Annotated in this window: 21 protein-coding genes, 5 tRNA genes and 1 rRNA gene; 21 read left to right on the top strand and 6 right to left on the bottom strand. The window is 41.3% G+C overall.

All coding sequences use genetic code 11. The annotated features are described in order from the left end of the window. The 7 genes from BUA02_RS10090 to BUA02_RS10060 all read left to right on the top strand — a co-directional run. Positions 1–224 (top strand): 23S ribosomal RNA (locus BUA02_RS10090); the annotation flags it as partial. 109 nt (positions 225–333) lie between these two features. Then, positions 334–406, top strand: a tRNA-Asn gene (locus BUA02_RS10085). 31 nt (positions 407–437) lie between these two features. Further along, a tRNA-Glu gene (locus tag BUA02_RS10080) sits at positions 438–509 on the top strand. A 4-nt stretch (positions 510–513) separates the two neighbouring features. Further along, positions 514–587 (top strand) — tRNA-Ile (locus BUA02_RS10075). Between the two features lie 42 nt (positions 588–629). Then, positions 630–702: transfer RNA gene (locus BUA02_RS10070), tRNA-Val, on the top strand. Between the two features lie 55 nt (positions 703–757). After that, a tRNA-Leu gene (locus BUA02_RS10065) sits at positions 758–843 on the top strand. 250 nt (positions 844–1,093) lie between these two features. Next, complete coding sequence (locus BUA02_RS10060; protein WP_178297643.1) at positions 1,094–1,573, top strand: DNA-deoxyinosine glycosylase; 480 nt, start codon at positions 1,094–1,096, stop codon at positions 1,571–1,573. A 51-nt stretch (positions 1,574–1,624) separates the two neighbouring features. Here BUA02_RS10060 and BUA02_RS10055 read toward each other — a convergent pair whose 3' ends face one another. The 3 genes from BUA02_RS10055 to BUA02_RS10045 are packed head-to-tail and all read right to left on the bottom strand — an operon-like array spanning position 1,625 to position 3,029. Further along, positions 1,625–2,314, bottom strand: a complete 690-nt coding sequence (locus BUA02_RS10055; RefSeq protein ID WP_072703565.1) for a hypothetical protein — start codon at positions 2,312–2,314, stop codon at positions 1,625–1,627. Positions 2,315–2,320: 6 nt separating this feature from the next. Next, entirely contained in the window at positions 2,321–2,557 is a 237-nt protein-coding gene (locus tag BUA02_RS10050; RefSeq protein ID WP_178297642.1) for a helix-turn-helix transcriptional regulator, read from the bottom strand. Beyond that, on the bottom strand, positions 2,550–3,029 hold the full coding sequence (locus BUA02_RS10045) for a hypothetical protein (protein WP_072703559.1): 480 nt from the start codon (positions 3,027–3,029) through the stop codon (positions 2,550–2,552). The genes BUA02_RS10050 and BUA02_RS10045 overlap by 8 nt, the downstream gene beginning before the upstream one ends. Before the next feature lie 161 nt (positions 3,030–3,190). Here BUA02_RS10045 and BUA02_RS10040 point away from each other — a divergent pair, with 161 nt between their 5' ends. Together BUA02_RS10040 and BUA02_RS16105 are read left to right on the top strand one after the other, a co-directional pair. Further along, positions 3,191–4,009 (top strand): MBL fold metallo-hydrolase, encoded by an 819-nt coding sequence (locus BUA02_RS10040; RefSeq protein WP_072703556.1) that lies wholly within the window; start codon positions 3,191–3,193, stop codon positions 4,007–4,009. Between the two features lie 42 nt (positions 4,010–4,051). Continuing rightward, the gene (locus BUA02_RS16105; RefSeq protein ID WP_242946497.1) at positions 4,052–4,957 is read left to right on the top strand and encodes an NUDIX domain-containing protein; all 906 of its coding nucleotides are present in this window, start codon (positions 4,052–4,054) and stop codon (positions 4,955–4,957) included. A 59-nt stretch (positions 4,958–5,016) separates the two neighbouring features. Here the strand turns inward: BUA02_RS16105 and BUA02_RS10025 are convergent, their stop codons facing one another. Further along, positions 5,017–6,294, bottom strand: a complete 1,278-nt coding sequence (locus BUA02_RS10025; RefSeq protein WP_072703553.1) for an endo-1,4-beta-xylanase — start codon at positions 6,292–6,294, stop codon at positions 5,017–5,019. 179 nt (positions 6,295–6,473) lie between these two features. On the opposite strand from BUA02_RS10025, the gene BUA02_RS10020 reads away from it, so the two are divergent. From BUA02_RS10020 to sdaAA, 3 genes are read left to right on the top strand one after another with little or no spacing between them, the layout of a single operon-like run. After that, positions 6,474–7,580, top strand: a complete 1,107-nt coding sequence (locus BUA02_RS10020) for a hypothetical protein (protein ID WP_072703550.1) — start codon at positions 6,474–6,476, stop codon at positions 7,578–7,580. A gap of 20 nt (positions 7,581–7,600) precedes the next feature. Beyond that, positions 7,601–8,269: an L-serine ammonia-lyase, iron-sulfur-dependent subunit beta gene (gene sdaAB / locus BUA02_RS10015; RefSeq protein WP_072703547.1), complete on the top strand. Its 669-nt coding sequence runs from the start codon at positions 7,601–7,603 to the stop codon at positions 8,267–8,269. 8 nt (positions 8,270–8,277) lie between these two features. Further along, positions 8,278–9,165 carry an L-serine ammonia-lyase, iron-sulfur-dependent, subunit alpha gene (sdaAA, locus tag BUA02_RS10010; protein ID WP_072703544.1) on the top strand — a complete coding sequence of 296 codons (888 nt, stop codon included), beginning with the start codon at positions 8,278–8,280 and terminating at the stop codon, positions 9,163–9,165. Positions 9,166–9,184: 19 nt separating this feature from the next. Here the strand turns inward: sdaAA and BUA02_RS10005 are convergent, their stop codons facing one another. After that, a complete protein-coding gene (locus tag BUA02_RS10005) occupies positions 9,185–10,207 on the bottom strand; it encodes a glycosyltransferase family 2 protein (RefSeq protein ID WP_072703541.1) in 1,023 nt (340 codons plus the stop codon). Positions 10,208–10,359: 152 nt separating this feature from the next. On the opposite strand from BUA02_RS10005, the gene BUA02_RS10000 reads away from it, so the two are divergent. The 5 genes from BUA02_RS10000 to prfB all read left to right on the top strand — a co-directional run bounded on the left by BUA02_RS10000 (position 10,360) and on the right by prfB (position 17,244). Then, on the top strand, positions 10,360–10,866 hold the full coding sequence (locus BUA02_RS10000) for an acyl-CoA thioesterase (RefSeq protein WP_071175371.1): 507 nt from the start codon (positions 10,360–10,362) through the stop codon (positions 10,864–10,866). A 144-nt stretch (positions 10,867–11,010) separates the two neighbouring features. Then, the gene (ptb, locus tag BUA02_RS09995; protein WP_072703538.1) at positions 11,011–11,931 is read left to right on the top strand and encodes a phosphate butyryltransferase; all 921 of its coding nucleotides are present in this window, start codon (positions 11,011–11,013) and stop codon (positions 11,929–11,931) included. Positions 11,932–11,933: 2 nt separating this feature from the next. After that, the gene (gene buk / locus BUA02_RS09990; RefSeq protein WP_071175373.1) at positions 11,934–12,998 is read left to right on the top strand and encodes a butyrate kinase; all 1,065 of its coding nucleotides are present in this window, start codon (positions 11,934–11,936) and stop codon (positions 12,996–12,998) included. 458 nt (positions 12,999–13,456) lie between these two features. Further along, complete coding sequence (secA, locus tag BUA02_RS09985; protein WP_072703534.1) at positions 13,457–16,024, top strand: preprotein translocase subunit SecA; 2,568 nt, start codon at positions 13,457–13,459, stop codon at positions 16,022–16,024. A gap of 77 nt (positions 16,025–16,101) precedes the next feature. Continuing rightward, complete coding sequence (gene prfB / locus BUA02_RS09980) at positions 16,102–17,244, top strand: peptide chain release factor 2 (RefSeq protein WP_072703531.1); 1,143 nt, start codon at positions 16,102–16,104, stop codon at positions 17,242–17,244. A gap of 90 nt (positions 17,245–17,334) precedes the next feature. Here the strand turns inward: prfB and BUA02_RS09975 are convergent, their stop codons facing one another. Beyond that, positions 17,335–18,393 carry a LacI family DNA-binding transcriptional regulator gene (locus BUA02_RS09975; protein WP_072703528.1) on the bottom strand — a complete coding sequence of 353 codons (1,059 nt, stop codon included), beginning with the start codon at positions 18,391–18,393 and terminating at the stop codon, positions 17,335–17,337. Positions 18,394–18,620: 227 nt separating this feature from the next. Between BUA02_RS09975 and BUA02_RS09970 the strand changes: the two genes are divergently transcribed. The 4 genes from BUA02_RS09970 to BUA02_RS09955 all read left to right on the top strand — a co-directional run bounded on the left by BUA02_RS09970 (position 18,621) and on the right by BUA02_RS09955 (position 23,743). Further along, positions 18,621–19,541, top strand: coding sequence for an ABC transporter permease (locus BUA02_RS09970; RefSeq protein WP_072703525.1), 921 nt, complete (start codon positions 18,621–18,623; stop codon positions 19,539–19,541). An 11-nt stretch (positions 19,542–19,552) separates the two neighbouring features. Continuing rightward, positions 19,553–20,467: a carbohydrate ABC transporter permease gene (locus tag BUA02_RS09965; RefSeq protein ID WP_072703522.1), complete on the top strand. Its 915-nt coding sequence runs from the start codon at positions 19,553–19,555 to the stop codon at positions 20,465–20,467. Positions 20,468–20,534: 67 nt separating this feature from the next. Next, the gene (locus BUA02_RS09960) at positions 20,535–22,187 is read left to right on the top strand and encodes an ABC transporter substrate-binding protein (protein ID WP_072703519.1); all 1,653 of its coding nucleotides are present in this window, start codon (positions 20,535–20,537) and stop codon (positions 22,185–22,187) included. A 74-nt stretch (positions 22,188–22,261) separates the two neighbouring features. Continuing rightward, positions 22,262–23,743, top strand: a complete 1,482-nt coding sequence (locus BUA02_RS09955) for a glycoside hydrolase family 32 protein (RefSeq protein ID WP_072703516.1) — start codon at positions 22,262–22,264, stop codon at positions 23,741–23,743. The last annotated feature ends 1 nt before the right edge of the window (position 23,744 follow it).

Raw genomic sequence — 23,744 nt, 5'->3', positions numbered from 1 at the left:
CGGACCGCTGGTGTATCAGCTGCATCGCCAGATGCATAAGGCTGGGTAGCCACGTCCGGAAGGGATAAACGCTGAAGGCATCTAAGCGTGAAGCCCCCCTCAAGATGAGATATCCCTGCTTCGGCAGTAAGACCCCTTGGAGAGTACGAGGTTAGATAGGCACAAGGTGTAAGCACGGTAACGTGTTCAGCTGATGTGTACTAATAGGTCGAGGGCTTATCCAAAACGCAAGTATAGGAAAATGGATTTAGATATCAGTGTTCGGTTTTGAAGGTACAAAGCAAAAGGACCATGCAGTAGCATGGCATTTTGTATATATAGTATCTTTAATAATCCTCCTTAGCTCAGTCGGTAGAGCATTCGGCTGTTAACCGAAGTGTCGTTGGTTCGAGTCCGACAGGGGGAGCTAAAAAAAGACTGTTACTACGGTCTGATACGGCTCCGTGGTCAAGCGGTCAAGACATCGCCCTTTCACGGCGGTAACACGAGTTCGATTCTCGTCGGAGTCACTCAGGAGATTTAGCTCAGTTGGTTAGAGCAACCGGCTCATAACCGGTCGGTCCCGGGTTCAAGTCCCTGAATCTCCACTAGGTTTCTGTATTGAAATCATTACCCAGTTATTTTAATTAGGGGTCTTAGCTCAGCTGGGAGAGCATCTGCCTTACAAGCAGAGGGTCACAGGTTCGAGCCCTGTAGGCCCCACTCGCGATATGTTTAGGCATATCGCGAATTTTTTACCAATTAAATATGGTAGAATGCCGGCGTGGCGGAATTGGCAGACGCCCGGGACTTAAAATCCCGTGGGTAGTGATACCCGTACCGGTTCGATCCCGGTCGCCGGCAGTAAACATTAGAGAATCGTATTAGTTTGCGGTTCTCTTTTTTGTTGCCATCTTGTACTATAGAATAGTATGTATTCATAGATGGAATTGCAGAAACACGCACTTGCTGCGGGTTTCGTAAGAACATGATTCAAGAGTCAACCAATCCTTGCGGCGAAAGTCGCACTTAATTGGATTGGTTGATACATTCTTGGATGTTTTATCCAAGAATGTTTGCATATATGTTGGATGGGGGAAGGGGAGACTTAATTATGGTTATACATCCAATTGAACCAATATATGATAAGAGTTCAAAAATACTTATTCTGGGAAGTTTTCCCTCTGTTAAATCAAGAGAAGAAGGATTTTTCTATGGGCATAAGCAGAATAGATTTTGGAAGGTGATTTCCGGAGTATTCGAAGAGGAAGAGCCAGGGACGATTGAGGAGAAGAAAGCTCTTTTGATAAGGAACAAGATTGCAGTATGGGATGTGATACAATCCTGCGATATTGAAGGATCATCGGACTCCAGCATCACTAATGTAGTACCGAACGATCTAAGCGTTATCTTAAATACAGCGGATATCAAGGCAATATATGTCAATGGTAAAACGGCACTTAAGTATTATGAAAAGTATATGGAGCCTGTAATCAAAAGACCAGCAATATGTCTTCCATCTACAAGTCCCGCCAATGCTGCCTGGAGTATGGAAAAGCTTCTGAGTGCTTGGAAGATTATAAAAAAGTATTGACCTTTCCCTTGGGGCAGCACTGTAGACAGTCAGATATAAAGAATAAACTGCTTACTGATAATTTACGGTTATAGTTCCAAGCATTATTTTATCCAAAACTTTATCATTGGTAATAACTGAATGTCCCGGTAAAATGTTTTCCTGATAATATGCTCCATCCCAGTTCATCAGCTTTTCCGGAGAATCAGCGTATCCAGTGAAGTTCAGGACTTTTGCAAGATTGTTGGAGTATTTCCTTGCGATAGTTTGTTTTATTCTCATGTTGATCAGGATATTTTTATCTACACCTGTCTTAGCAAGCTGATAACCATTCATGCTGTTTAAGATCATCTCAGCTTCGGCTATAGCTTGTTTTTCTTCCTCACTACTTAGTACAACACCATCAGAAAGAGCTTTTTTATAATAAATCTCGTCTGATATACAGCTGTTTACAGCGTACTTCTTGGCATAGTCACAAACAAACTGAGAATCCAAACCTGCGGAAAAATGAGTATTCCACCAATGCTTTGGGTTCTCAGGATCATACAAAAGAGCTTGATCTTGAACAAACTCTTCAACTAAATATATGTAATATCCAAATTCTCTTAAAGTTATCTCACTATCATCAACTGTGATAAGCGGCTCATCAAGATGGTCTTCGTAAACAAATCTGCTGAGTATTTTTCCACATGTGGCGGCAATAATCAGGAAGCAACTAAATATGATGAGTCCGATAATGCTTTTTTTATTAGCTTTTTGCATAAGATTTTATCTATCCTGTCTAAAAAGTTCTATAAATTCCTTTTTTCCTGGTACCCAGGCTTTTTCATAGATGTGTGTGAAATGATTTTTGACTGTCTGCTCTGAAATGCCGAGCATATAAGCGATTCTACGATTGGAAAACCCGGCTACTTTTAGGTAGCCGAGTTCGAGTTCCCTTGTGGTAAGCCCAAAATTACGGGCGATATTCAGATATTGTGCTTTCGTGATTCCAGAATCAATCATTTTCCATATCCATTTCTTCATTCATTTTGCGCTCAGCATTAAGCTTAAGAGGGAGAAGAAAGAACTCTATAATAACTGCATAAAAGCCTGCAAGGAAGCAGATAGCAAGTCTAGGGCCAATTGCTTCTGGCTTGGAGATATTTCCCATAACGAGTATTGCTGATATTATGATAGCAAACAGAGATCCAAAGACAACAAGTTTCTGAGCAGCACCTACTGCTTCAATGATATTTTTTAACTCAAGGAGCCTGTATTCTTTTATTCCTACAGAGAAAGACTTTAAGAAATCTTTCCACTCTCCTATGATGATGAGACCGGGAATCAGTGTAAGTATAATAACTAGCAGCGAAGGCAAGTCAAAAAACCATGCCATAACTGAAAAATCAAAGTTGGTTCCAAGTGTACTGATCAAAAAAACTGCAATAAAAAGCAAAAGTTCTCCCAATAAAACGGTACGTATATTCTTTTTCATTAGTATTCTCCTTCTTTATTCTCATATCAAAATAGAAGTATTTCTAATATGACGTTATCACATGTGTGAAAAGAAATATATAGTACCTTTTTGCTTGCTAGTAAAAATGGAACATATTGTGATATGCTGATGGTGTATGAAAAATAAACGAGGGGAAAGTTATGGAGACGAAACTTACAGTAGTTGTTGATAATATTTCAAATGAAGACCTGCAGGGAGAATGGGGACTTTGCATCCATGCAAAATGCGGTGAAAATAATGTACTTATAGATACTGGTGCGTCTAATCTTTTTGCAAAGAATATGGAAAAGCTTGGTCTTAATATTGCAGATGTAGACTATGGCGCTATCAGTCATGCTCATTATGATCATTCTAACGGACTTCAGTATTTCTTTGATCACAATGATAAAGCTAATTTTTATTTAAGAGAATCAGCAGCGGAGAACTGTTACCACAAGAAGTTCATTTTCCACTTTTATATTGGCCTTCCAAGACATATCATCAAGAGAAATCCCGACAGACTCAAATTCGTATCAGGTGATTACAAGCTTTGTGAAGGCGTTTATCTTATTCCTCACAAGACTCCAGGATTGGAAGCCATTGGAAAAAGAGAAATGATGTATGTTCGTACAAAGAAGGGCTGGAAGCCAGATGATTTTTCACATGAACAGAGCGTTGTAATTGATACTGATAAGGGGCTTGTGATCATTAACAGTTGTTCTCATGGAGGTGCTGTTAATATCATAAACGAAGTAAAAGAAACATTTCCTGACAAGCATATCTATGGACTTATTGGAGGTTTCCATTTATACAATAAATCAGAAGAGGAGGTAAAGACTCTTGCTGAGGGTATAATCAGCACTGGTATTGATTACGTTTGTACTGGTCATTGCACCATGAATAGAGCTTATCATATTCTTAAAGATATTCTTGGGGACAAGCTTGAACAGCTACAGGTTGGTAAAATAATAAAAATTTGACACTAAAACTAATAAGAGATGACTGAATAATGAGGTGGTTACATGATAGAGAAGTCATGCGGGGCAATTGTTTTTACTATACGAAGAGAACAGATCTTTTACGTGATAATCGAGGAAGATTCAGGATTTCATAGCCTTCCCAAGGGACATGTTGAAGAGGGTGAAAATGAGGAACAGACAGCAATCCGTGAGATAAAGGAAGAGACAGGACTTGAGCTTGACCTTATCCAGAATTTTAGGATGGTTGATGAATATGTACCCAGAGAGAGGCCAGATGTTACAAGGCAGATTGTATATTTTCTTGCTGAGTATCTAGATGAAGAGCCTTGTATTGTAAGGCCTGATGAAGTTAGGTCTATCAAGGTTCTTAATCTTGAGGATGCGCTTAAGACTCTTGAATATGATGGAGTTAGAAATATCTTAAAGGCAGCAGACAAGTATATCAAAGAGCACATAAAGGGAATAGAGCTTTGGGATGCTTATAATAGAGATTTTACAAGGATACCTGGTGAGACTCTTGTAAGAGGCGAGGGGATTCCTGAGGGACAGTATCATCTTGTTGTAGATATAGCGGTTAAGCATGTTGATGGCACTTATCTTATGATGCAGCGTGATTTTAAGAAAATGCATGGCGGACAATGGGAGTTTACAGCAGGTGGGTCAGCTCTTAAAGGTGAGGAACCTTTAGGCGCCGCTAAAAGAGAGCTTTCAGAAGAAACAGGTGTCACAGGGAAAATAGAAGAGATTGGAAGAGTTGTACAAGATGAAAACAGGTCTCTTTATGTGATTTATTTCTGTGAAACTGATGCAAAAAAAGATAGCGTGGTACTTCAAAAAGGAGAAACTATTGACTTTAAGTGGATCAGCAGAGAAGAGCTATATTCATTTAATGAAGATGAACTGGCGTCATTAAGGGCTCTTAAAATGGTAAAAGAAAAGAACTTATAAGAAAATGCCTAAGTAGGAAGGATAACATCCACTGCTTAGGCATTTCTTTATGTAAAAAATCAGTAGTTCTCCATAACCTCTTTTATCTTGAAATACGCTGGCTTAGGATCATAGTTCATATCAAAGATTCGAGTATTTGTTGTATCACCATCTCTGTAGTGGTCCACAAGTCCAAATAATGTTACATTAGTGATGTTTGCTGGGCCGCCAGCTTCTTTGTCCATATCGTGGAGAAGCTTAAATACTTCGCCGTATCTTTCACCCTGTTTTTCAATAAGAGCGTCGGTTTCGTTGTCAATTCCGATGGAAAGCTCAGTTACGTGAATCTCAAGGTCAAGCTCTGAAAATTTCTCGATGGCTTTTTTGATAGCTTCGTCCTTGGGATAGTCAATTCCCCAGTAGCCCTGCATTCCAATACCATCGATGAGTCCTTTTTCTTTAAGGCGACTGCATAGAGCGTAGATTCCTTCTGTCTTTGGCTCCTGATAGGTGTTGTAATCATTGTAAAAGAGCTTTGCTCCGTCAGTTACGTATTTTCTAGCGTAGGTAAATGCCATCTCAACATAGTCTTCGCCTATGGTCTCGTACCATGGGTTTGGCTCGTCTCCGGTCTTTACTCTGCATTTAAAGAAGCTGTCAGGGTCACAGGCATCTGGCTCTACAGCTTCATTTACAACGTCCCAGCAATAAACAACACCAGGATATTCTTCCTGAACGTGAGTTACCAGCTGCTTAATATAGCTTTCCATTCTAAGGAGCATAGTGTCTTTATCCACATATTCGCCTTCGTCTGTATAGCCTTCTCTAAAGAACCAGTTTGGAGCCTGAGTGTGCCATACAAGGGTGTGACCGCGCATCTTCATGCCATGTTCCTGACACCATTTTAAAGTAGGATCGATGGAAGCAAAGTTAAGAGCAGGTTCTTCATTTCCATCTTTGAGATTTGCCTGAGAGCCGAACTGATCAAGAATGTAGCAGCTCTTCATAAGGTTTGTCATGGTGCAGCTGTTAAAGTGATACTCGCACATTTCCATGTAGTGAGGAATATTTAAGGTCTGGTTTTCAAGGCTACTTCCGTTTATTCCTACCCCAAGAGTGAAGTAATCGCTGCATAGGTCTTTTAATGGAGCGTAGTCAGTGTACTCTGCCTGCACATCAGTAGATTCCTCTGAACTTGAAGCTTCTGTAACTAAGACATCGTTGGCGCTTTCTTCTATATTTGTACTATCAGTAGCGCTTACGTTTGCACTTGGATCAGTATTTGTCACGGCAGAGCTTGCACATCCTGCAAGGAGCGTGACTATCAGAGCACCTGATAAAAGAGTTTTTATTTTCATGTTAGCCTCCCAAAGTCAGTAGTTTTTTGCTTTTAATAAAATATACAGTATCATGGCGCTATCCACTAACCACAACTTGTTACCTGGTTGATATAAATTGCTAATTTTTGTCACGGGTACATTTTAAACGTATAATAGTACTATATTGGAAAACATGAATTTAAATGAGGAAAAGAAAAATGAAAAAGAATAGCTGGATCATTTTAGCACTGATAACTGTTTTGACAACTGCCTGCGGAACGTCTGGTGGTACAAATGCAGAAGGAAATAGTACGGAAAAAGAATCTTTGGAGGCTCAAAATGAAGCCCAGGTAGAAGGTGATACTTTTTCCAATGATTTTATCCAGATGACGATCCCCTCAGAGTTTGACGGAATTTGTAGAGTTGAAAATGAGCCTGACACATTATCTGTTATTTACAAGGAAGGCGAGGATGCTGGCTATGGCGGACTTGAGTTTTATGTCTGGGTAAGAGAAGTTACTCCTGATTACGCAGGAGGACCTCAGATTAAGATTGGCGAGCTTGTTTCTGCTGATGGCAAGGACTACGACGTGGTTGTAGGTTATCCTTCAGAGGTTCAGTGGGATTTTAATAAATCCTATTCTATGCCTGAGGATTATAAGAGAATCGCAGATGCAGAAAAAGATATCTGTAATACAATTCAGGCAGTTAATGGCGCAACATATAAAGCTGGAGCCGGAATACACGGTGAAGATCTCTACGGAGACGTACTTGATAAGTATGTAAAAGCTGTGTCAGAAGGATGGGATGCAAATAAGCTTGAAGAGGAAAATATGAGTCCTCAGTTTTATGAAGTTGCTACCTTTTCAGAAGGTAATGCAGGTGATAGAATTGGATTTGCTTATCTTGATGTAAACCTTGACGGTGTAGACGAACTCTTCGTTGGAGAGATTGCAGAAGGCGACTTTAAGGGCGTTGTCTATGATATCTATACAGTAGTTAACAGACAGCCACAGCTTGTAGTCAGCGGATCAGCCCGAAACAGATATTTTGTATATGATAACGCATTTATTGTTAATGAGTTTTCCGGCGGCGCAGCTGAGAGCGGAAGCATGGTTTACAATCTTGATTACAATACTACAGAGATGACTCTTCAGTGGGGAACCAAGTACGATGGCTATGAAAACGAAGCTCAGCCTTGGTTTATCACATATGATGGAGAAGAGTGGGAAAACGTAACGGAGGAAGACTACAACAACAGAGTTGCAGACACAAGCAAGTACGTGAGATTTGACTACACACCACTTTCATCTTTGGCAAAATAATTGAAAAAGGTTTTTATCGGATGAATGTTTTTGACATAATCGGACCAGTTATGATCGGACCTTCAAGTTCACATACAGCAGGGGCTGTGAGACTGGGACGTGTGGTTAATAAGTTAATAGATGACAGGCAGCTAAAAAAGGTTGAGATCGTGCTCTCAGGCTCTTTTGCCAGAACCTACAAAGGACATGGTACGGATAGAGCTCTCCTTGCTGGTATCATGGGTTACAAGAGCTATTCTCCTGAGATCAGAGATGCTCTTACCATCGCAGCTCAAAGAGGCATCGAATACTCTTTTTTCAAAGAGGATATAAAGGGAGCGCATCCTAATACTGCCAAGATCCATTATTATCTTACAGATGGCACCGAGGGAGTCATGCAGGGAGCCAGCATTGGTGGAGGTAATATCCTTGTAAATCAGATCAATGGAATGTCTGTTGAGTTTAATGGTGATAACAATACGTTACTTGTAATGCATGAGGATAAACCTGGCGTAATTGCAGCGGTTACTAATCTTATGCACTGGGAACATGCAGATCTTAATATCTCGAATTTCCATCTTTCCAGACAGGAGAAGGGCGGAGATGCCATCATGACTATTGAGATCGACAATCAGCCACAGGAGACACTGGTGGACGATATCAGACAGATCGAACATGTCACAAATGCTATCTTGATCAGAAGGATTTAATTGGATATATGCTAAGATATGAGACTATTGCTGAGCTTGTGAGCGAAGCTGAGAAAAGAAATATTAAAATAAGCGAGCTTGTGCTGGAAGACCAGGCAAAGGCCATGGAAAAAGAGCCTTCCAAGCTTTTTGATAAGATGGCGACAGACTTTGACATTATGGTGGAGTCTGTAAAAGCAGGATCTAAGAAGGAACAGCGCTCTATGTCAGGACTTACTGGCGGTGAGGGCTTTCTTATGAATGACTATGTGAAAAGAACTGGCGGCGGACTTAGCGGTGAGCTTATGACCAAAGCAATGGGAAGGGCTCTTTCTGTTGCCGGATGTAACGCTTCCATGGGCAAGATCGTTGCAACTCCTACAGCAGGAAGCTGCGGCATTCTGCCAGGATGCCTTGTCACTTTGTATGAGGACAGGGGATATGACAAAAATGACGTAATCATGTCACTTTTCACAGCGGGAGCCTTTGGAATGGTGATCGCAAACAGGGCAAGTATCGCTGGAGCAAATGGCGGATGTCAGGCTGAGTGCGGAAGCGCAGCAGCTATGGCGGCAGCAGCTCTTGTGGAGCTTATGGGTGGAACGCCTTCAGAGTGCGCAGATGCTTGTGCTATTGCAATCTCAAGCCAGATGGGACTTGTGTGTGACCCTGTGGCTGGACTTGTGGAAATCCCTTGTATCAAGAGAAATGTGTCAGGCCTTATGATAGCTTTTTCAAGTGCAGATATGGCTCTTGCAGGGATAAAAGCCAAGATTCCTGTGGATGAGTGCCTTGATGCCATGAAGGAAGTTGGAGATGCTATGGTGCCGGCGCTTAAGGAGACTGCAGTTGGCGGACTTGCTGGAACACCTACTGGTAAGAAGTTAAAAGAAAAAGTTTTTGGCTCAGATAAATAAAAAAGCCGAAAGACCTTTGTTAGTTGGTCTTTCGGTCGTAAGCTGTGATGATAGCTTTTGTTACGGCTACTACTACAGGATTTGGATGCTTAATGCAGTAATATAACAATTTATTAGCTTTTGAGGTGACATCTACTTTGGTGGATGTCACTTTTTTTCTGATATCAGGTCTTAGGAAGATCTTTTTGACGCGGGCGGCAGTGTCTTTATCAGGGCAGCGAAGCTCGTTTTTGAGGATTACAAGGAGCATGATGATGAACTCTCTATCCATCTGTGCTTCGTAGCCGTCAACTTTTTTATCTGCAAGGATCTCTCTAAAGGTCTTGTCTGTGAGCTCAAGGTTTGGAAGAAGCTTTGGATTATAGTTGTGAACTATGGATTCGCCTACAAGTCTGTAGTGATAGAAGTAGCTTCCTTCTGCTATTACGAGGCGCTGACAGTCGCAAAGGCATGGGAGAGTAATATTTACGTCTTCGCTCATGGAAATGGCTGTGTTGCAGTACTTTAGATTGTTAAGAAGCAGCTCTTTTGATATGAGCTTCATGCATCTTGACATAGTCACAGGGCGGATCTCTGCACCAAGGAGACCTTCACAGATCTTATCGAGGTCCTGTCTGAAATATACGCCAGGTTTAAGCGTCTGGGTTTCTTTTCTTCTTTCGTTGTTTTTTTCAACAATATAATTACTTGAGATGATTTCTGATGTGGCAAAAGAACTGTCGGTGAGAGCATAGAGAGACTCCGCCATTTCAACATCAACCCAGTCATCACTGTCTACAAAGCTAAGATAATTAGAGGTAGCGGCTTTGGAACCACAGATCCAGGCTGACATGAGACCGCCATTTTCCTTGTGGATTACTCTTACGCGGGAATCTTTGGCAGCGTAGTCGTCGCACATCTTTGGACATATGCCATCTGTAGAGCCATCATCAACGAGGATTATCTCTATATCTGAAAGAGTCTGATTTAAGACAGACTCCACGCATTTATCTAAGTATTTAGATGTATTATAGATTGGGATAATAAAGCTTATCTTGGACATTTGTTATTCTCCACTTCTTTGTTAGCTTTTTTCCAAGCTAAATATATACTATCACAAAACTGTGGCTGGTAACATTTTCATGGAAACAATGGCGCATTTAGAGTAAAATTATATGTAGAGAAAGTATTAAACTCACTTTGGAGGTGCAAGGTATGGGCAAGGTTTTTCACGTTGACAAACAGATTGCAAACAAAAATGTGGAGGATTCAATAACAGAGTGGACCAAGGTCGTTAAGTATGGTGATATCAACGCTGAGAACAGACTTTTTGGTGGAACACTTATGGCGTGGATAGATGAGGTTGCTGGTACAGTTGCCATGAGACATTCAGGCAATCCTATAGCAACAGCCGCGATCGATAACATGCAGTTTAAGCAGGGAGCACTTCTTGGAGATGTGCTTGTTATGATCGGCAAGATCACATATGTTGGCAAGACTTCTATGGAAGTTCGCGTAGATACTTATGTTGAGGATGTTAAGACTGGTATGAGACATGTCCTTAACAGGGCTTACCTCACAGAAGTGTGCATCGATCACGATGGATCACCATGTACAGTGCCTTATGGACTTAATGTCAAAACAGAAAATGAGAAGGCTGAGTGGGAAGGGGCTATCAAGAGACGCGAGCTTCGTAAACAGCGCAGAATGGAAGGTTTCTAAAAATTCTTTTTTGAAGTATGAAAAGTTGGTAAAAATATTGTAATTGTAAGTTCGGAGTGTTAAACTTTTGTCATATGGCGAGAGTTTAACACTCTTTTTTCATATTTTATTTCGATCGAACAATTAAAACGGAGGTTTTTTATCATGAGTAAGAACTTTGATGACATTTTAGCTAAGCTCAAGACTGCCAGCACCAAGAAGATGTCTGTTGCTGTAGCACAGGACACACACGTACTTGAGGCAGTTAAGGTTGCTAAGGAGAGAGGAATCGTTGATTCTATCCTTGTTGGTGACAAGGAGCTGATCGAGGAGAAGGCAAAAGAGGTTGGAATGAACCTTGATGATTACGAGATCATCGATGTTAAGGATACAATCGAGGCTGCACGTACAGCAGTTTCACTTGTATCAAGCGGCAAGGCTGATATCTACATGAAGGGTGCCCTTGAGTCAAGAGATTTCCTTAAGAGCGTACTTGATAAGGAAGTTGGTCTTCGTACAGGTCGTCCTCTTTCACACGTTTGCGTATTTGAGATTCCTGGAATCAATCGTCTTTTATTCCTTACAGACGTTGCTTTCATGCCTTACCCAACACTTGAAGACAAGAAAGTCATCATTGAGTATACAGTAGATGTTGCAAGAGCCTGTGGCGTTGAGTGCCCTAAGGTTGCTCCACTTGCAGCAGTTGAAGTTGTTAACCCTAAGATGCCTGTTACTGTTGAGGCAGCAGAGCTTACAAGACTTAATGAAGAGGGTGAGATCAAGAATTGTATCGTTGATGGACCTCTTTCTATGGACCTTGCTATCGATCCAGAAGCTGCTAAGCACAAGGCTGGCGCTCTTGACAGAAAGATCGTAGGCGATGCCGACATCCTTCTTTTCCCAGATATCCACGCTGGAAACCTTACATACAAGACTATCGTAAGACTTGCAACTGTTAAGAATGGTAACATCCTCACAGGTACAAAGGCTCCAGTTATTCTTACATCAAGATCTGATTCTGTAGAAGTAAAGGTTAATTCTATCGCACTTGCAGCTGTTGTAGCAGCAAACAATAAAGGAGAATAATCATGATAAAGAGTTTGATCATTAACCCAGGTTCAACATCAACAAAGGTTGGTATCTTTGAGGATGAGACACTTGTAAAGGAAGAGACACTTAGACATAGCACAGAAGAAATCGAGAGCTATGCATCAATCATTGATCAGAAGGATTTCCGTAAGAATATCATTCTTGATTTCCTCAAGAAAGAGAACATTGATATCAAGTCATTCAATGTTATTGTTGGTAGAGGCGGACTTCTTCGTCCTATTCCAGGCGGTACATATGAGTGTACAGATGCTCTTTTAGAGGATCTTAGAAAGGGCGTTCAGGGTCAGCATGCTTCTAACCTTGGCGGAATCCTTGCTAGAGAGATCGGTGATGAGATCGGTGTTCCTTCATACATCGTAGATCCAGTAGTAGTAGATGAGATGGAGCCAGTTGCACGTATTTCTGGTGTTCCTGAGATCGAGCGTGTTTCTATCGACCATCCTCTTAACCAGAAGGCTGTTGCCAGAAGATATGCAAAAGAGATCGGCAAGAAGTATGACGAGATCAGCGTTATCGTTGTTCACATGGGTGGCGGTACATCAACTGGTGTTCACAAGAACGGCAAGATGGTAGATGTTTACGCAGCACTTAATGGTGATGGTGCATTCTCTCCAGAGAGAGCAAACGGCATACCTGCTAAGGCTCTTGTAGATATGTGCTTCTCAGGTAAGTACACATATGATGAGATGAAAAAGAAGATCGTTGGTTACGGCGGACTTAACGCATACCTTGGAACTAACGACATGAGAGAAGTTAACAAGATGTGTGAAGAGGGCAACGAGAAGGCTATCCTTGTTCGTGAAGCTTTCATTTACCAGATCTGCAAGAACATTGGTGCTTGCGCTACTGTTCTTAAGGGTAAGGTTGATCAGATCATCCTTACAGGTGGAATTGCATATGGTCAGGTTATCACAGATGCTATCAAAGAGCGTGTAGATTGGATCTGCCCAGTTACAGTATATCCTGGTGAGGATGAGCTCCTTGCACTTGCACAGGGTGCAATCCGTGTAATGACAGGCGAAGAAGAAGCACAGAAGTATTGATTACCCGGTAGTGTGTTGGTTTCCCGGAAGGTAGTGGTACCGGAAGGAAATTGGTTTCCCGGAAGGTAGTGATACCGGACGTGTGATAGTATAAAAAGTCATCTCTCGCTCCGATATTTTTTGCAGGGGTAGGATGACGATAGACTTTTGGTTTTGCAGTGACTGCAAAAAATAAATCGCTCGAGCTAACTTCTTATACATATCACACTGTGTGGTGTTCATAGACCTTGGGGGAGACTAAATGGCCTTATGATGTGCTAGCTTTTGATAATAAGACTGATAAAAGCCTTAATAGGCATGAACTAATTATAGTTTGTGTTTGTTAAGGCTTTTTTGATTGCCATTAAGCATCCTAAACTCTGACAAGGTTGAATAGTTTGTGTAAATCTGCTACAATGTACAACGGACTTTTGCTAAAATATTGGGGTAGTTTACCCTTTTTTAGGAGATACAACGGTATGAGCATTATTGATAAGATTATTGGAACACACAGTGAGAGAGAGCTTAAGCGTATCAAATCAACAGTTGACGCTATTGAGGCAATGCAACCAAAGATGCAGGCTCTTTCTGATGAAGAATTAAGAGGAAAGACTGAGGAGTTCAAGAAGAGACTTGCTGATGGCGAGACTCTTGATGATATTATGCCAGAGGCATATGCGACAGTTCGTGAGGCTGGTAAGCGTGTACTTGGAATGGAACACTTTAGGGTACAGCTCATTGGTGGTGTTATCCTCCATCAGGGCAGAATTGCCGAGATGAAAACTGGTGAAGGTAAGACACTTGTTGCTACACTTCCTTCATATCTGGATGCTCTTGAAGGTAAGGGCGTACATGTAGTTACAGTCAACGATTACCTTGCTAAGCGTGATGCTGAGTGGATGGGTAAGATTCATGAGTTCCTTGGACTTACTGTTGGTGTTGTACTCAACAGCATGAATGCAGAAGAGAGAAGAGCAGCATATAACTGCGATATCACATACGTTACTAACAACGAGCTTGGTTTCGATTACCTTCGTGATAACATGGCTATCTACAAAGAGCAGTGCGTTCTTCGTGGCCTTAACTACGCTATCATCGATGAGATCGACTCAATCCTTATTGATGAAGCTCGTACACCTCTTATCATTTCTGGTCAGTCAGATAAGTCTACTAAGCTTTATGAGGCATGCGATATCCTTGCTAAGCAGATGACTCGTGGTGAGGATATGGAAGATCTCTCCAAGATGGATGCTATCATGGGTATCGAGAGAGAAGAGACTGGTGACTTCATCGTTAATGAGAAGGACAAGATCGTCAACCTTACTGAGCAGGGTGTTGCCAAGGTTGAGAGATTCTTTAGAATAGAGAACCTTGCTGATCCTGAGAACCTTGAGATCCAGCACAACATTATCCTTGCACTTCGTGCGAACAACCTTATGCAGCGTGATCACGACTACATCGTTAAGGATGACGAAGTTCTCATCGTAGATGAGTTCACAGGTCGTGTAATGCCAGGTAGACGTTATTCAGACGGCCTTCACCAGGCTATCGAGGCTAAGGAGCATGTTAAGGTTAAGAGAGAGTCCAAGACTCTTGCTACTATCACATTCCAGAACTTCTTTAACAAGTTTGAAAAGAAGTGTGGTATGACAGGTACAGCGCTTACAGAGGAGCGTGAGTTCCGTGATATCTATGGAATGGACGTTATTGAGATTCCTACAAACGAGCCTGTTATCCGTAGGGATCTTCAGGACGCTGTATATAAGACCAAGAAAGAAAAGCTCAATGCTATCTGTGATGCTGTAGAAGAGGCACACAAGAAGGGACAGCCTGTTCTGGTTGGTACTATTACCATCGAATCTTCTGAGGAACTTTCCAAGATGCTCAGAAAAAGAGGTATTCAGCATCAGGTACTTAATGCCAAGTTCCATGAGATGGAAGCTGAGATCGTTGCAGAAGCTGGTAAGCATGGCGCTGTAACAATCGCTACTAACATGGCTGGTCGTGGTACTGATATTAAGCTTGATGAAGAGGCTAGAGAGCTTGGCGGTCTTAAGATCATCGGTACAGAAAGACATGAGAGTAGACGTATTGATAACCAGCTCCGTGGACGTTCAGGACGTCAGGGCGATCCTGGTGAATCTAAGTTCTATCTTTCACTTGAAGATAACCTTATGAGACTCTTTGGTTCAGAGAGACTCATTGCAATGTTCAATGCACTTAACATTCCTGATGGACAGGAAATTGAGCACTCATCACTTACCAGAGCTATTGAGTCAGCTCAGAAGAAGATCGAGTCTAACAACTATGCGATCAGAAAGAACCTTCTTGAGTATGACCAGGTAAATAATGAACAGAGAGAGATCATCTACGCAGAACGTAAGAAGGTTCTTGATGGAGATTCCATGAGAGATTCTATCTACAAGATGATCACAGATATAGTAGAGTCTTCAGTTGAGACAGTTATTGGTGAAGAAAATGATCCAGATAACTGGAATCTTAACGAGCTTAATGAGATCCTCCTTCCTACAGTTCCACTCAAGAAGATCACAAGAGGACGTATAGAGACTCTTACAAAGTCAGGACTTATGCAGCAGCTTAAGGAAGAGGCTGTTAAGCTTTATGAGGCAAAGGAAGCTGAGTTCCCCGAACCAGAGACAATCCGTGAGATCGAGCGTGTTATCCTTCTGAAGGTTATCGACAGAAAGTGGATGGATCACATTGATGATATGGATCAACTCCGTCAGGGAATTGGCCTTCAGGCATATGGTCAGAGAGACCCTAAGCTTGAGTACAAGCTGGCTGGTTATGAGATGTTCGATGACATGACAAGGAACATCAAGGAAGATACTGTAAGACTTCTTTTCCATGTTCACATTGAAGAGAGAGTTGAGCGTGAGCAGGTAGCTAAGGTTACTGGAACAAACAAGGATGACTCAGTAGCTAAGGCTCCAGTTAAGAGAGTTGAAGCTAAGGTTTATCCAAATGATCCATGCCCATGCGGAAGTGGTAAGAAATACAAGAACTGCTGTGGCAGAGCTCAGTAATATATAAAGGTGTAGTTAATGGGAAATGCGCATGTTTAATGCGCATTTCTTTAGGAGAAAAATAGAAAGGTTTATTTATGGTAGTTTTAGATCAGATGAAGGTTGAGATTCAAAACCTTCAGGACACATTAAAAGAAGTAACTGCTTCACTTGACTTAAATACTAAGAAGAAGATCATCGAAGAGCTTAGCCGTGAAATGGAAGAGCCTGGTTTCTGGGATGATGCTGAAAAGGCAAACAAGAAGACAAAGGATCTTAAGAACATGCAGGATCTTGTAGAGGGTATCGAGAAGCTCAACACTCAGTATGGCGATATCATTGATCTTATCGATATGCAGAATGCAGAAGGTGTAGATGATGAGGATATGGCTGCTGAGATCAGAGCTGAGCTTGATGATTTCGAGACAACTCTTGAGAATATCCGTATCAGCAATCTTTTGAATCAGCCTTATGATAAGTATGATGTAATCCTTAGACTTAACGCTGGTGCAGGTGGAACAGAGGCTTGTGACTGGGCTTCTATGTTATATCGTATGTACACAAGATGGGCAGAGAGAAAGGGCTTCACAACAGAAGTTCTTGACCTTCTTGATGGTGATGAAGCTGGTATCAAGTCAGTTACATTCCAGATTTCTGGAACAAATGCATATGGACTCTTAAAGTCAGAGCACGGTGTACACAGACTTGTTCGTATCAGCCCATTCAACGCTCAGGCTAAGCGTCAGACATCATTCGTGTCATGTGATGTAATGCCAGATATTGAAGAAGATCTAGATGTAGAGATCAATCCTGATGATCTTAGAATTGATACATACCGTTCAAGTGGTGCCGGTGGACAGCATATCAACAAGACATCATCAGCTGTTCGTATTACACATATTCCTACTGGTGTAGTTGTTGCTTGTCAGAATGAGCGTTCACAGTTCCAGAACAAGGACAAGGCTATGCAGATGCTGAAGGCAAAGCTCTTTATCATGAAGCAGGAAGAACAGGCAGCTAAGCTTGCTGGTATCCGTGGTGAGGTTATGGATAATGCATGGGGAAGCCAGATCCGTTCATATGTCCTTCAGCCATACACAATGGTTAACGACACACGTACAGGTTTCAAGGCATCAAACGCAGATGCAGTTCTTGATGGAGATCTTGATCAGTTCATCAATGCATATCTTAAGTGGCTTGCAACAGGCGGTAAGCCAGTTGGAGATACATCTGAAGAGTAATGTGAGTTTATGCTTAAACAAAAGCTACAGGCTAAACACTAAATTTATAGTGTTTATACTGTAGCTTTTTTTATAAGTGACAATATCTTTTTATAGTATTTGTGTTGACTCTCTGTAAATGAGATCTGTCTCTGTGTAGGTGATCCTGTAATTTAGATCAGGCTGCTCAATCCTTGAGATCACGAGGTTAGCAGCCGAGTAGCCGATTACCTGGCTGTGTATGTGGCTGGTTGAAAGAGAAGGTGTCATGATCTTGGATTCTGGTGAATCATCAAAGCCAAAGATCTTAATGTCTCTTGGACATTCTATTCCAAGTCTCTTAAGTCCATATATGAGGTCAAGGGCAACAAAATCGTTCGCACAGATAAATAATTCAGGAAGCTCACTTGAATTTTTAAGAGCTTTATATAGATACTCTCTGTAGTCCTGTCCATGTGGATGAATCTCAGTCAGACAATATTTCTCTTCAAAACTTAGATTATTGATATACATGGCTTCTCTAAAAGCGATAAATCTCTCATAGAATGAGCGGCAGTGTGTAACCTGACCTACAAAGCCGATCTTGGTAATACCTTTTTTGCTCATATCGTTGACTACAGTGTAGATATTGGAGAAATTGTCCATCAGCAGCACATCTGCATTTAATGGCTTCCAATAACTTGCAACGGGAGCATCAATCATAAGAACCGGCAATCCGAGATCACATAGCATTTCGCAATAGGAATGCTCAAACATCTCAATACATACAATGGCCTTGGTATTCTCTGGTCTGTATGACAGCGGAAGGCTGTGATTTTCGAGGTTATGCTGATCAACTCGGTGCATTGTAAGACTATAACCTAAAAGCGATATTTCATGCTGGAACTTATCAAGCATAGTAGAAGCAAAGTGCGAATTGTTGAGAAAATTACCTGTAAAAAGAGCTATTTCACCGGATGCAGATGGTTTGGCGCCAAACGATGGGTTTTTGATGTCGCCTAGAGAGTTGGCATAGGAAAACTGCTTGTATCCCATTTCTATAGCTTTTTCTAAAACCTTTTGTCTGGTGGCCTCTGCTAGAACTCCTGTGTTGTTGATAGCCTTGGATACAGTGTTTCTGGATACTCCAAGAGCGTCTGCTATATCTTGCAAGGTGACTTTGGCTGGCATAATATAGTCTCCATTTTCTATAGTCGTTTGATTTGGCGAATAAGCCGTATTTACGGCGCATCACACCCTTATCATTATAAAATGTAAAAAATAAAGTGTCAAACGTAAATATTAATTGTGCAAATGTAAAATAATTATGTTGACACCAGAAAACGAGGGTGATATATTTTACATATGCAAATGTAAATGGTGCAAATGTAAAATACAAAACGCCAGGGGAGGATCAAATGAACACAAAGGTAAGAGATAATTCATTGCATAATACCTTGATATATATTAAGCAACATTGGCAGCTATATGTGTTTTTCTTAGGACCTGCATTGATACTTACGATAGTGTTCAGATACATTCCAATGGGAGGTATCCTGATCGCCTTTCAGAAATATAATCCATTCAAGGGAATTCTTGGCAGCGAATGGGTTGGTCTTAAATATTTCAAACAATTCCTATCATCACCTGATTTCATGCAATATCTTGTTAATACACTCAAGCTTAGTGTCTTTGGCTTGCTTTGGGGATTCCCAATGCCGATCATTTTGGCACTTCTACTTAACAGGGTAGCCAGCAGTAAGGTCAAACAGAAGATACAGCTTGTTCTGTATATGCCGAACTTTATTTCAGTTATAGTTCTTTGCGGTATGGTCAGAATCCTTTTATCAGTTACAGGACCATTAAATATGCTCCTTGGAACAAACATCAATTTCCTGACAATACCTGCAGCTTTCAGACCAATTTACATCATAAGTGGTATCTGGCAGGGCGCTGGTTGGGCATCGATCATGTATACTGCAGCTCTTTCCAACGCAAGTAAGGAACTTAAGGAGGCGGCACAGATTGACGGAGCTAACATCTGGCAGCAGATCAAAACAGTTGAGTGGCCAGCTATAAAGGATATGGTTGTTATCCAGTTTATCCTTCAGGCGGGAAATATCATGAGTGTCGGATTCGAAAAAGCTTACGCACTTCAGTCTGATATGAACCTTGCTTCATCTGAGATCATTGCAACTTACGTGTATAAAAAAGGTCTTTTAAACGGAGATTACAGTTATTCAACAGCGGTAGGCCTGTTCAATACCATAGTCAATGTAATCCTTTTGATCGCAGTCAATAAGGTCGTTGAGAAGCTTAACGATGGCCAGGGACTATAAGGAGGAGAGAAATGGAAAGAACAGTTAGAGCAAAAAAGAGTGAGTTTGCAAGAGCATCTATCGGGGATAAGACGTTTCTCCTTGTGGGATATATCCTTCTTGCGGCTTTTGTTGTAGCAATCATAGGTCCTGTAGTGTATATCATCGTAGCTTCTTTTATGGACCCTATTACACTGCAGAACAAGGGAATCGTATTTGATGTCAGTAAGTGGACTTTGACAGCTTACGAGAGGGTTATGACTAACTCTCAGATATGGATAGGATTCAAGAACGCAATTATTTATTCTGTGTTATTTGCGTTCATATCGGTTTTTGTAACACTTCTGTGTGCATATCCGATGTCCAGAGACGATTTTAAAGGAAAAAAGTTTTTTAATGCAATTTTCATTATCACAATGTTTTTTGGTGGAGGTCTGATTCCTACATATCTTCTTATCAGCAATATGGGACTTCTTGATACTATGTGGGCTGTACTTCTTCCTGGATCATTCAGTGTATGGAACATGATCATTGCAAGAACATATTACAAAGGCATTCCAAGTGAATTAAGAGAAGCGGCTGATGTAGATGGAGCGAATGAACTGGTATTTTTCTTCAGGATCCTACTTCCTGTATGTACTCCTCTTATTGCTGTTTTGGTCTTGTGGCAGTTTGTTGGAATGTGGAATAGCTACTTTGATGCAATGATATATCTCAATTCTGCTGAGAAGCAGCCACTTCAGCTGGTGCTTAGGGCTATTTTGATCCAGAATGAACCGGATCCTGGAATGATAGCTGATATGCAGAGTACTGCACAGAGAGCGCAGCTTGCAGAACTTTTAAAGTATGCGACGATCATTATATCCAGTTTGCCACTGATCGTGATGTATCCGTTCTTCCAGAAGTATTTTGATTCAGGTATCATGGTTGGCTCAGTAAAGGGATGATCTTTTAAAAATGTATTTCCCCTGGTAACAGGAGCGAATAAATAATTTTTTTATAAGGAGAGGGTATATGAAAAAGAAAACAACAAAGTTATTTTCAGCAGTACTTGTTCTTGCAATGTCAGCTAGTGTTCTTGCTGGTTGTGGAAAAGGCGCAGCAAAGAGTGGGGCAGCATCAGTTTCAGCGGAAAATATCAGCTTTCCGTTAGAAAATAAGGTTACTATTACTGGTACTATCAGCTATCCATCAGGAACTGAGTCAGAACCTAATAATAGAACTATCTTTAAGAGACTTGAAGAAGAGACAAATGTACATGTTGAATGGACAGCTATTTCAAATGATCAGTGGGGTGACAAGATCCAGCTCAACATGGCTAACAAGAATGCACTTACTGATTTTGTGTTTAACGCAAGCTTTAGCAACTCTGATCTTATCAGATATGCTGATCAGGGAGTTATTCTTCCTATAGAAGAGTATATAGACAATAACATGCCTAATCTGAAGGCAGTATTTGATAAATATCCTGAATATCGCGCAATGTGTGAGGATTCAGAGGGACATATCTGGGCTCTTCCATGGATCGAGCAGCTTGGTTCAAACAAGACAGCTATCCAGACTGTAGGTAATAACTTTACATACATTAACAAGAAGTGGTTGGATTTCCTTGGACTTCAGACACCTACAACAGTAGATGAATTTGAGGAAGTGCTTAAGGCATTCAAAGATCACGCTTCAGATCTTCAGGCAGAATTTGGTATTGAAGGTGACATCATTCCTATGTCATGCATCATGAATGATCAGGATCCAAGTCTTCTTATCAATGGTTTTGGTGAAGGCTACGGTGATAATGATCTTGGCCAGCATATTGCAGTTACTGATGACAAGAAGGTTATCTGCACAGCTACACAGGAGGGCTTCAAGTCAGGTATGCAGTGGCTCCACAAGCTCTACGAAGAGGGACTTATTGATCCTGAGTGCTTTACACAGGACTGGTCAACATATGTAGCTAAAGGAAAATCACACAGATATGGCGTTTGCTTTACATGGGATGTTGCAAACATTGATAATCTCGAAGATTTCGTTCCTCTTGCAGCACTTAAGGCAGATGTAAGAAATGTAACTCCAATGAACAGTTCATTTACATCAGGTTTTGATCGCGGAAGATGTGTCATCACTTCAAAGTGCGAGAATCCTGCATTTGTATGCGCTTGGCTTGATAAGATGTATGATCCATTCCAGTCTCCACAGAATAACTGGGGAACATATGGCGAGGATGATGAGTTTGATATCTTTGAACTTTCAACAAATGCGAACGGCGATAAGATGCTCAAGCATGCACCACTTGGAGATGCTTCTCCTGTAGAGGTACGTGAGGCTGAATGCGTTGGTGGTCCTCTTGCTATTCTTGATGAGTACTATGGAGTATATGTAACATGTCCTGATGATGCGCAGTATCGTCTTGACTGGATCAAAGAGTATTACACAGATGATATGAATTGCAAGTACGTATATCCTAACGTATTTATGACAGCTGAAGACACAGAAGAACTTACAACTATCCAGACAGATCTTATCAGCTACATCAATTCAAGCAGAAGTAACTTCGTGATGAACGGCCTTACAGATGCTGAGTGGGATGAATATATCAAGCAGGTTAATGCTTATGGTCTTGATAAGTATCTTTCTATCTACCAGAAGTATCTTGATGAGTTCTATAAGTAATCTAAAAAAGTAATACAGGGGGGAGGTTATCTCCTCCCTTTTTTTAAGAATTTCAAAGTTAAGTGAGGAAAGAAATGAGCGATAAGTTAAACAAGGCACGTGAATATGAAGAGAAAAAGGAAAAGATGATAGCTCCTGAAATGAGACCTCTTTTTCATCTGACTCCAAGAATTGGTTGGATGAATGATCCTAACGGCTTTAGTATCTACAAGGGCGAATATCATCTCTTTTATCAGTATTATCCATACGAGACTGTGTGGGGACCAATGCACTGGGGACATGCAGTCAGTAAGGATCTGATCACCTGGAAATATTTACCGGCTGCGATCGCGCCTGACAGTGAATATGATCAGAATGGATGCTTTTCAGGAAGTGCTATAGAGCTGGAAGATGGAAAACAGCTCCTTGTCTACACTGGCGTTCAGAAAACAGAAGATGAAAACGGCAATATCAGAGATGTGCAGACCCAGTGCGTTGCCATTGGAGATGGCAGGGATTATGAGAAGTACGAAAATAATCCGGTTATCGACAGTACAATGCTTCCTGAAGGGGCTGGTAAATACGACTTCAGAGATCCAAAGATATGGCGCGAAAATGGTAAATACTATATCGTTGTTGGCAATAAGACAGAGGATGAGGATGGACAGATTCTTCAGTATGTGAGCGAAGACGGAATTCATTGGTCCTACGATAAGACCATGATCAAGAATAATCACAGATTTGGTGTTATGTGGGAGTGTCCTGATTACTTTGAGCACGATGGTAAACATATCCTTTTGACAAGCCCTCAGGATATGCTTCCTGAAGAACTTGAATTCCACAACGGCAATGGAACCCTGTGCATTATTGGAAGCATTGACGAAAAAGGTGAGTTCTGCGAAGAAAATTGCCAGGCGGTTGATTATGGTATCGACTTCTATGCACCACAGACTATTAAGACCGCTGATGGACGCAGGATTATGATCGGATGGATGCAGAACTGGGATACATGCGGAATTAAGCGAAACGACTTCCCTTGGTTTGGGCAGATGAGCATTCCAAGAGAAATCTCTATTCGTGATAACAAGCTTATTCAGTGGCCAGCAAGAGAAATAGAAAACTATTACGGAAAAAGGATCAGCAGACAGAATGTTCTTATTTCTGACAGTGTTTCATTATCAAGCATTGAGGGCAGATGTGTCGACATGACTGTCAAAGTAAGATCTACACAGCCAGAGCTTTCATACAAAAAGTTTGAGATCCGATTTGCAGATAATGGCAAGGCATATTCAACTATTGAGTATGATCCTGTTGACAATATCGTTAAGATCGACAGAAAGCATTCCGGCAGCAGAAGAGCTATCGTCCACCAGAGGAGATGCAAGGTGGCAGGAAATAAGGGTGAGATTTCTCTTAGACTTGTTCTTGACAGATATAGCTGCGAGCTGTTCATAAATAATGGTGAGCAGGCAATGTCTATGGTTATCCTGACAGATGTAAGAGCTGAGGGCATAAGCTTCAAAGCGGCTGGGGAGCTTCTTATGGATGTTACTATGTATGAACTTGAGAGGAAATGAT

This window comes from Butyrivibrio hungatei DSM 14810 (assembly GCF_900143205.1).
Classification (GTDB): Bacteria; Bacillota; Clostridia; order Lachnospirales; family Lachnospiraceae; genus Butyrivibrio; species Butyrivibrio hungatei.
The sequence above is the reverse complement of the archived record's forward strand: the minus strand, read 5'-3'. Positions and strand labels throughout refer to the sequence as shown.

Coding starts and splice junctions, on each gene's coding strand:
- BUA02_RS09970 (WP_072703525.1), top strand. CDS start 18,621: ATGAACACAAAGGTAAGAGATAATTCATTGCATAATACCTTGATATAT.
- BUA02_RS10005 (WP_072703541.1), bottom strand. CDS start 10,207: ATGTCCAAGATAAGCTTTATTATCCCAATCTATAATACATCTAAATAC.
- ptb (WP_072703538.1), top strand. CDS start 11,011: ATGAGTAAGAACTTTGATGACATTTTAGCTAAGCTCAAGACTGCCAGC.
- buk (WP_071175373.1), top strand. CDS start 11,934: ATGATAAAGAGTTTGATCATTAACCCAGGTTCAACATCAACAAAGGTT.
- secA (WP_072703534.1), top strand. CDS start 13,457: ATGAGCATTATTGATAAGATTATTGGAACACACAGTGAGAGAGAGCTT.
- BUA02_RS09955 (WP_072703516.1), top strand. CDS start 22,262: ATGAGCGATAAGTTAAACAAGGCACGTGAATATGAAGAGAAAAAGGAA.
- sdaAB (WP_072703547.1), top strand. CDS start 7,601: ATGAATGTTTTTGACATAATCGGACCAGTTATGATCGGACCTTCAAGT.
- BUA02_RS09960 (WP_072703519.1), top strand. CDS start 20,535: ATGAAAAAGAAAACAACAAAGTTATTTTCAGCAGTACTTGTTCTTGCA.
- BUA02_RS10060 (WP_178297643.1), top strand. CDS start 1,094: ATGGTTATACATCCAATTGAACCAATATATGATAAGAGTTCAAAAATA.
- BUA02_RS10050 (WP_178297642.1), bottom strand. CDS start 2,557: ATGATTGATTCTGGAATCACGAAAGCACAATATCTGAATATCGCCCGT.
- prfB (WP_072703531.1), top strand. CDS start 16,102: ATGGTAGTTTTAGATCAGATGAAGGTTGAGATTCAAAACCTTCAGGAC.
- BUA02_RS09975 (WP_072703528.1), bottom strand. CDS start 18,393: ATGCCAGCCAAAGTCACCTTGCAAGATATAGCAGACGCTCTTGGAGTA.
- BUA02_RS09965 (WP_072703522.1), top strand. CDS start 19,553: ATGGAAAGAACAGTTAGAGCAAAAAAGAGTGAGTTTGCAAGAGCATCT.
- BUA02_RS16105 (WP_242946497.1), top strand. CDS start 4,052: ATGATAGAGAAGTCATGCGGGGCAATTGTTTTTACTATACGAAGAGAA.
- BUA02_RS10055 (WP_072703565.1), bottom strand. CDS start 2,314: ATGCAAAAAGCTAATAAAAAAAGCATTATCGGACTCATCATATTTAGT.
- BUA02_RS10025 (WP_072703553.1), bottom strand. CDS start 6,294: ATGAAAATAAAAACTCTTTTATCAGGTGCTCTGATAGTCACGCTCCTT.
- BUA02_RS10000 (WP_071175371.1), top strand. CDS start 10,360: ATGGGCAAGGTTTTTCACGTTGACAAACAGATTGCAAACAAAAATGTG.
- BUA02_RS10020 (WP_072703550.1), top strand. CDS start 6,474: ATGAAAAAGAATAGCTGGATCATTTTAGCACTGATAACTGTTTTGACA.
- BUA02_RS10045 (WP_072703559.1), bottom strand. CDS start 3,029: ATGAAAAAGAATATACGTACCGTTTTATTGGGAGAACTTTTGCTTTTT.
- sdaAA (WP_072703544.1), top strand. CDS start 8,278: ATGCTAAGATATGAGACTATTGCTGAGCTTGTGAGCGAAGCTGAGAAA.
- BUA02_RS10040 (WP_072703556.1), top strand. CDS start 3,191: ATGGAGACGAAACTTACAGTAGTTGTTGATAATATTTCAAATGAAGAC.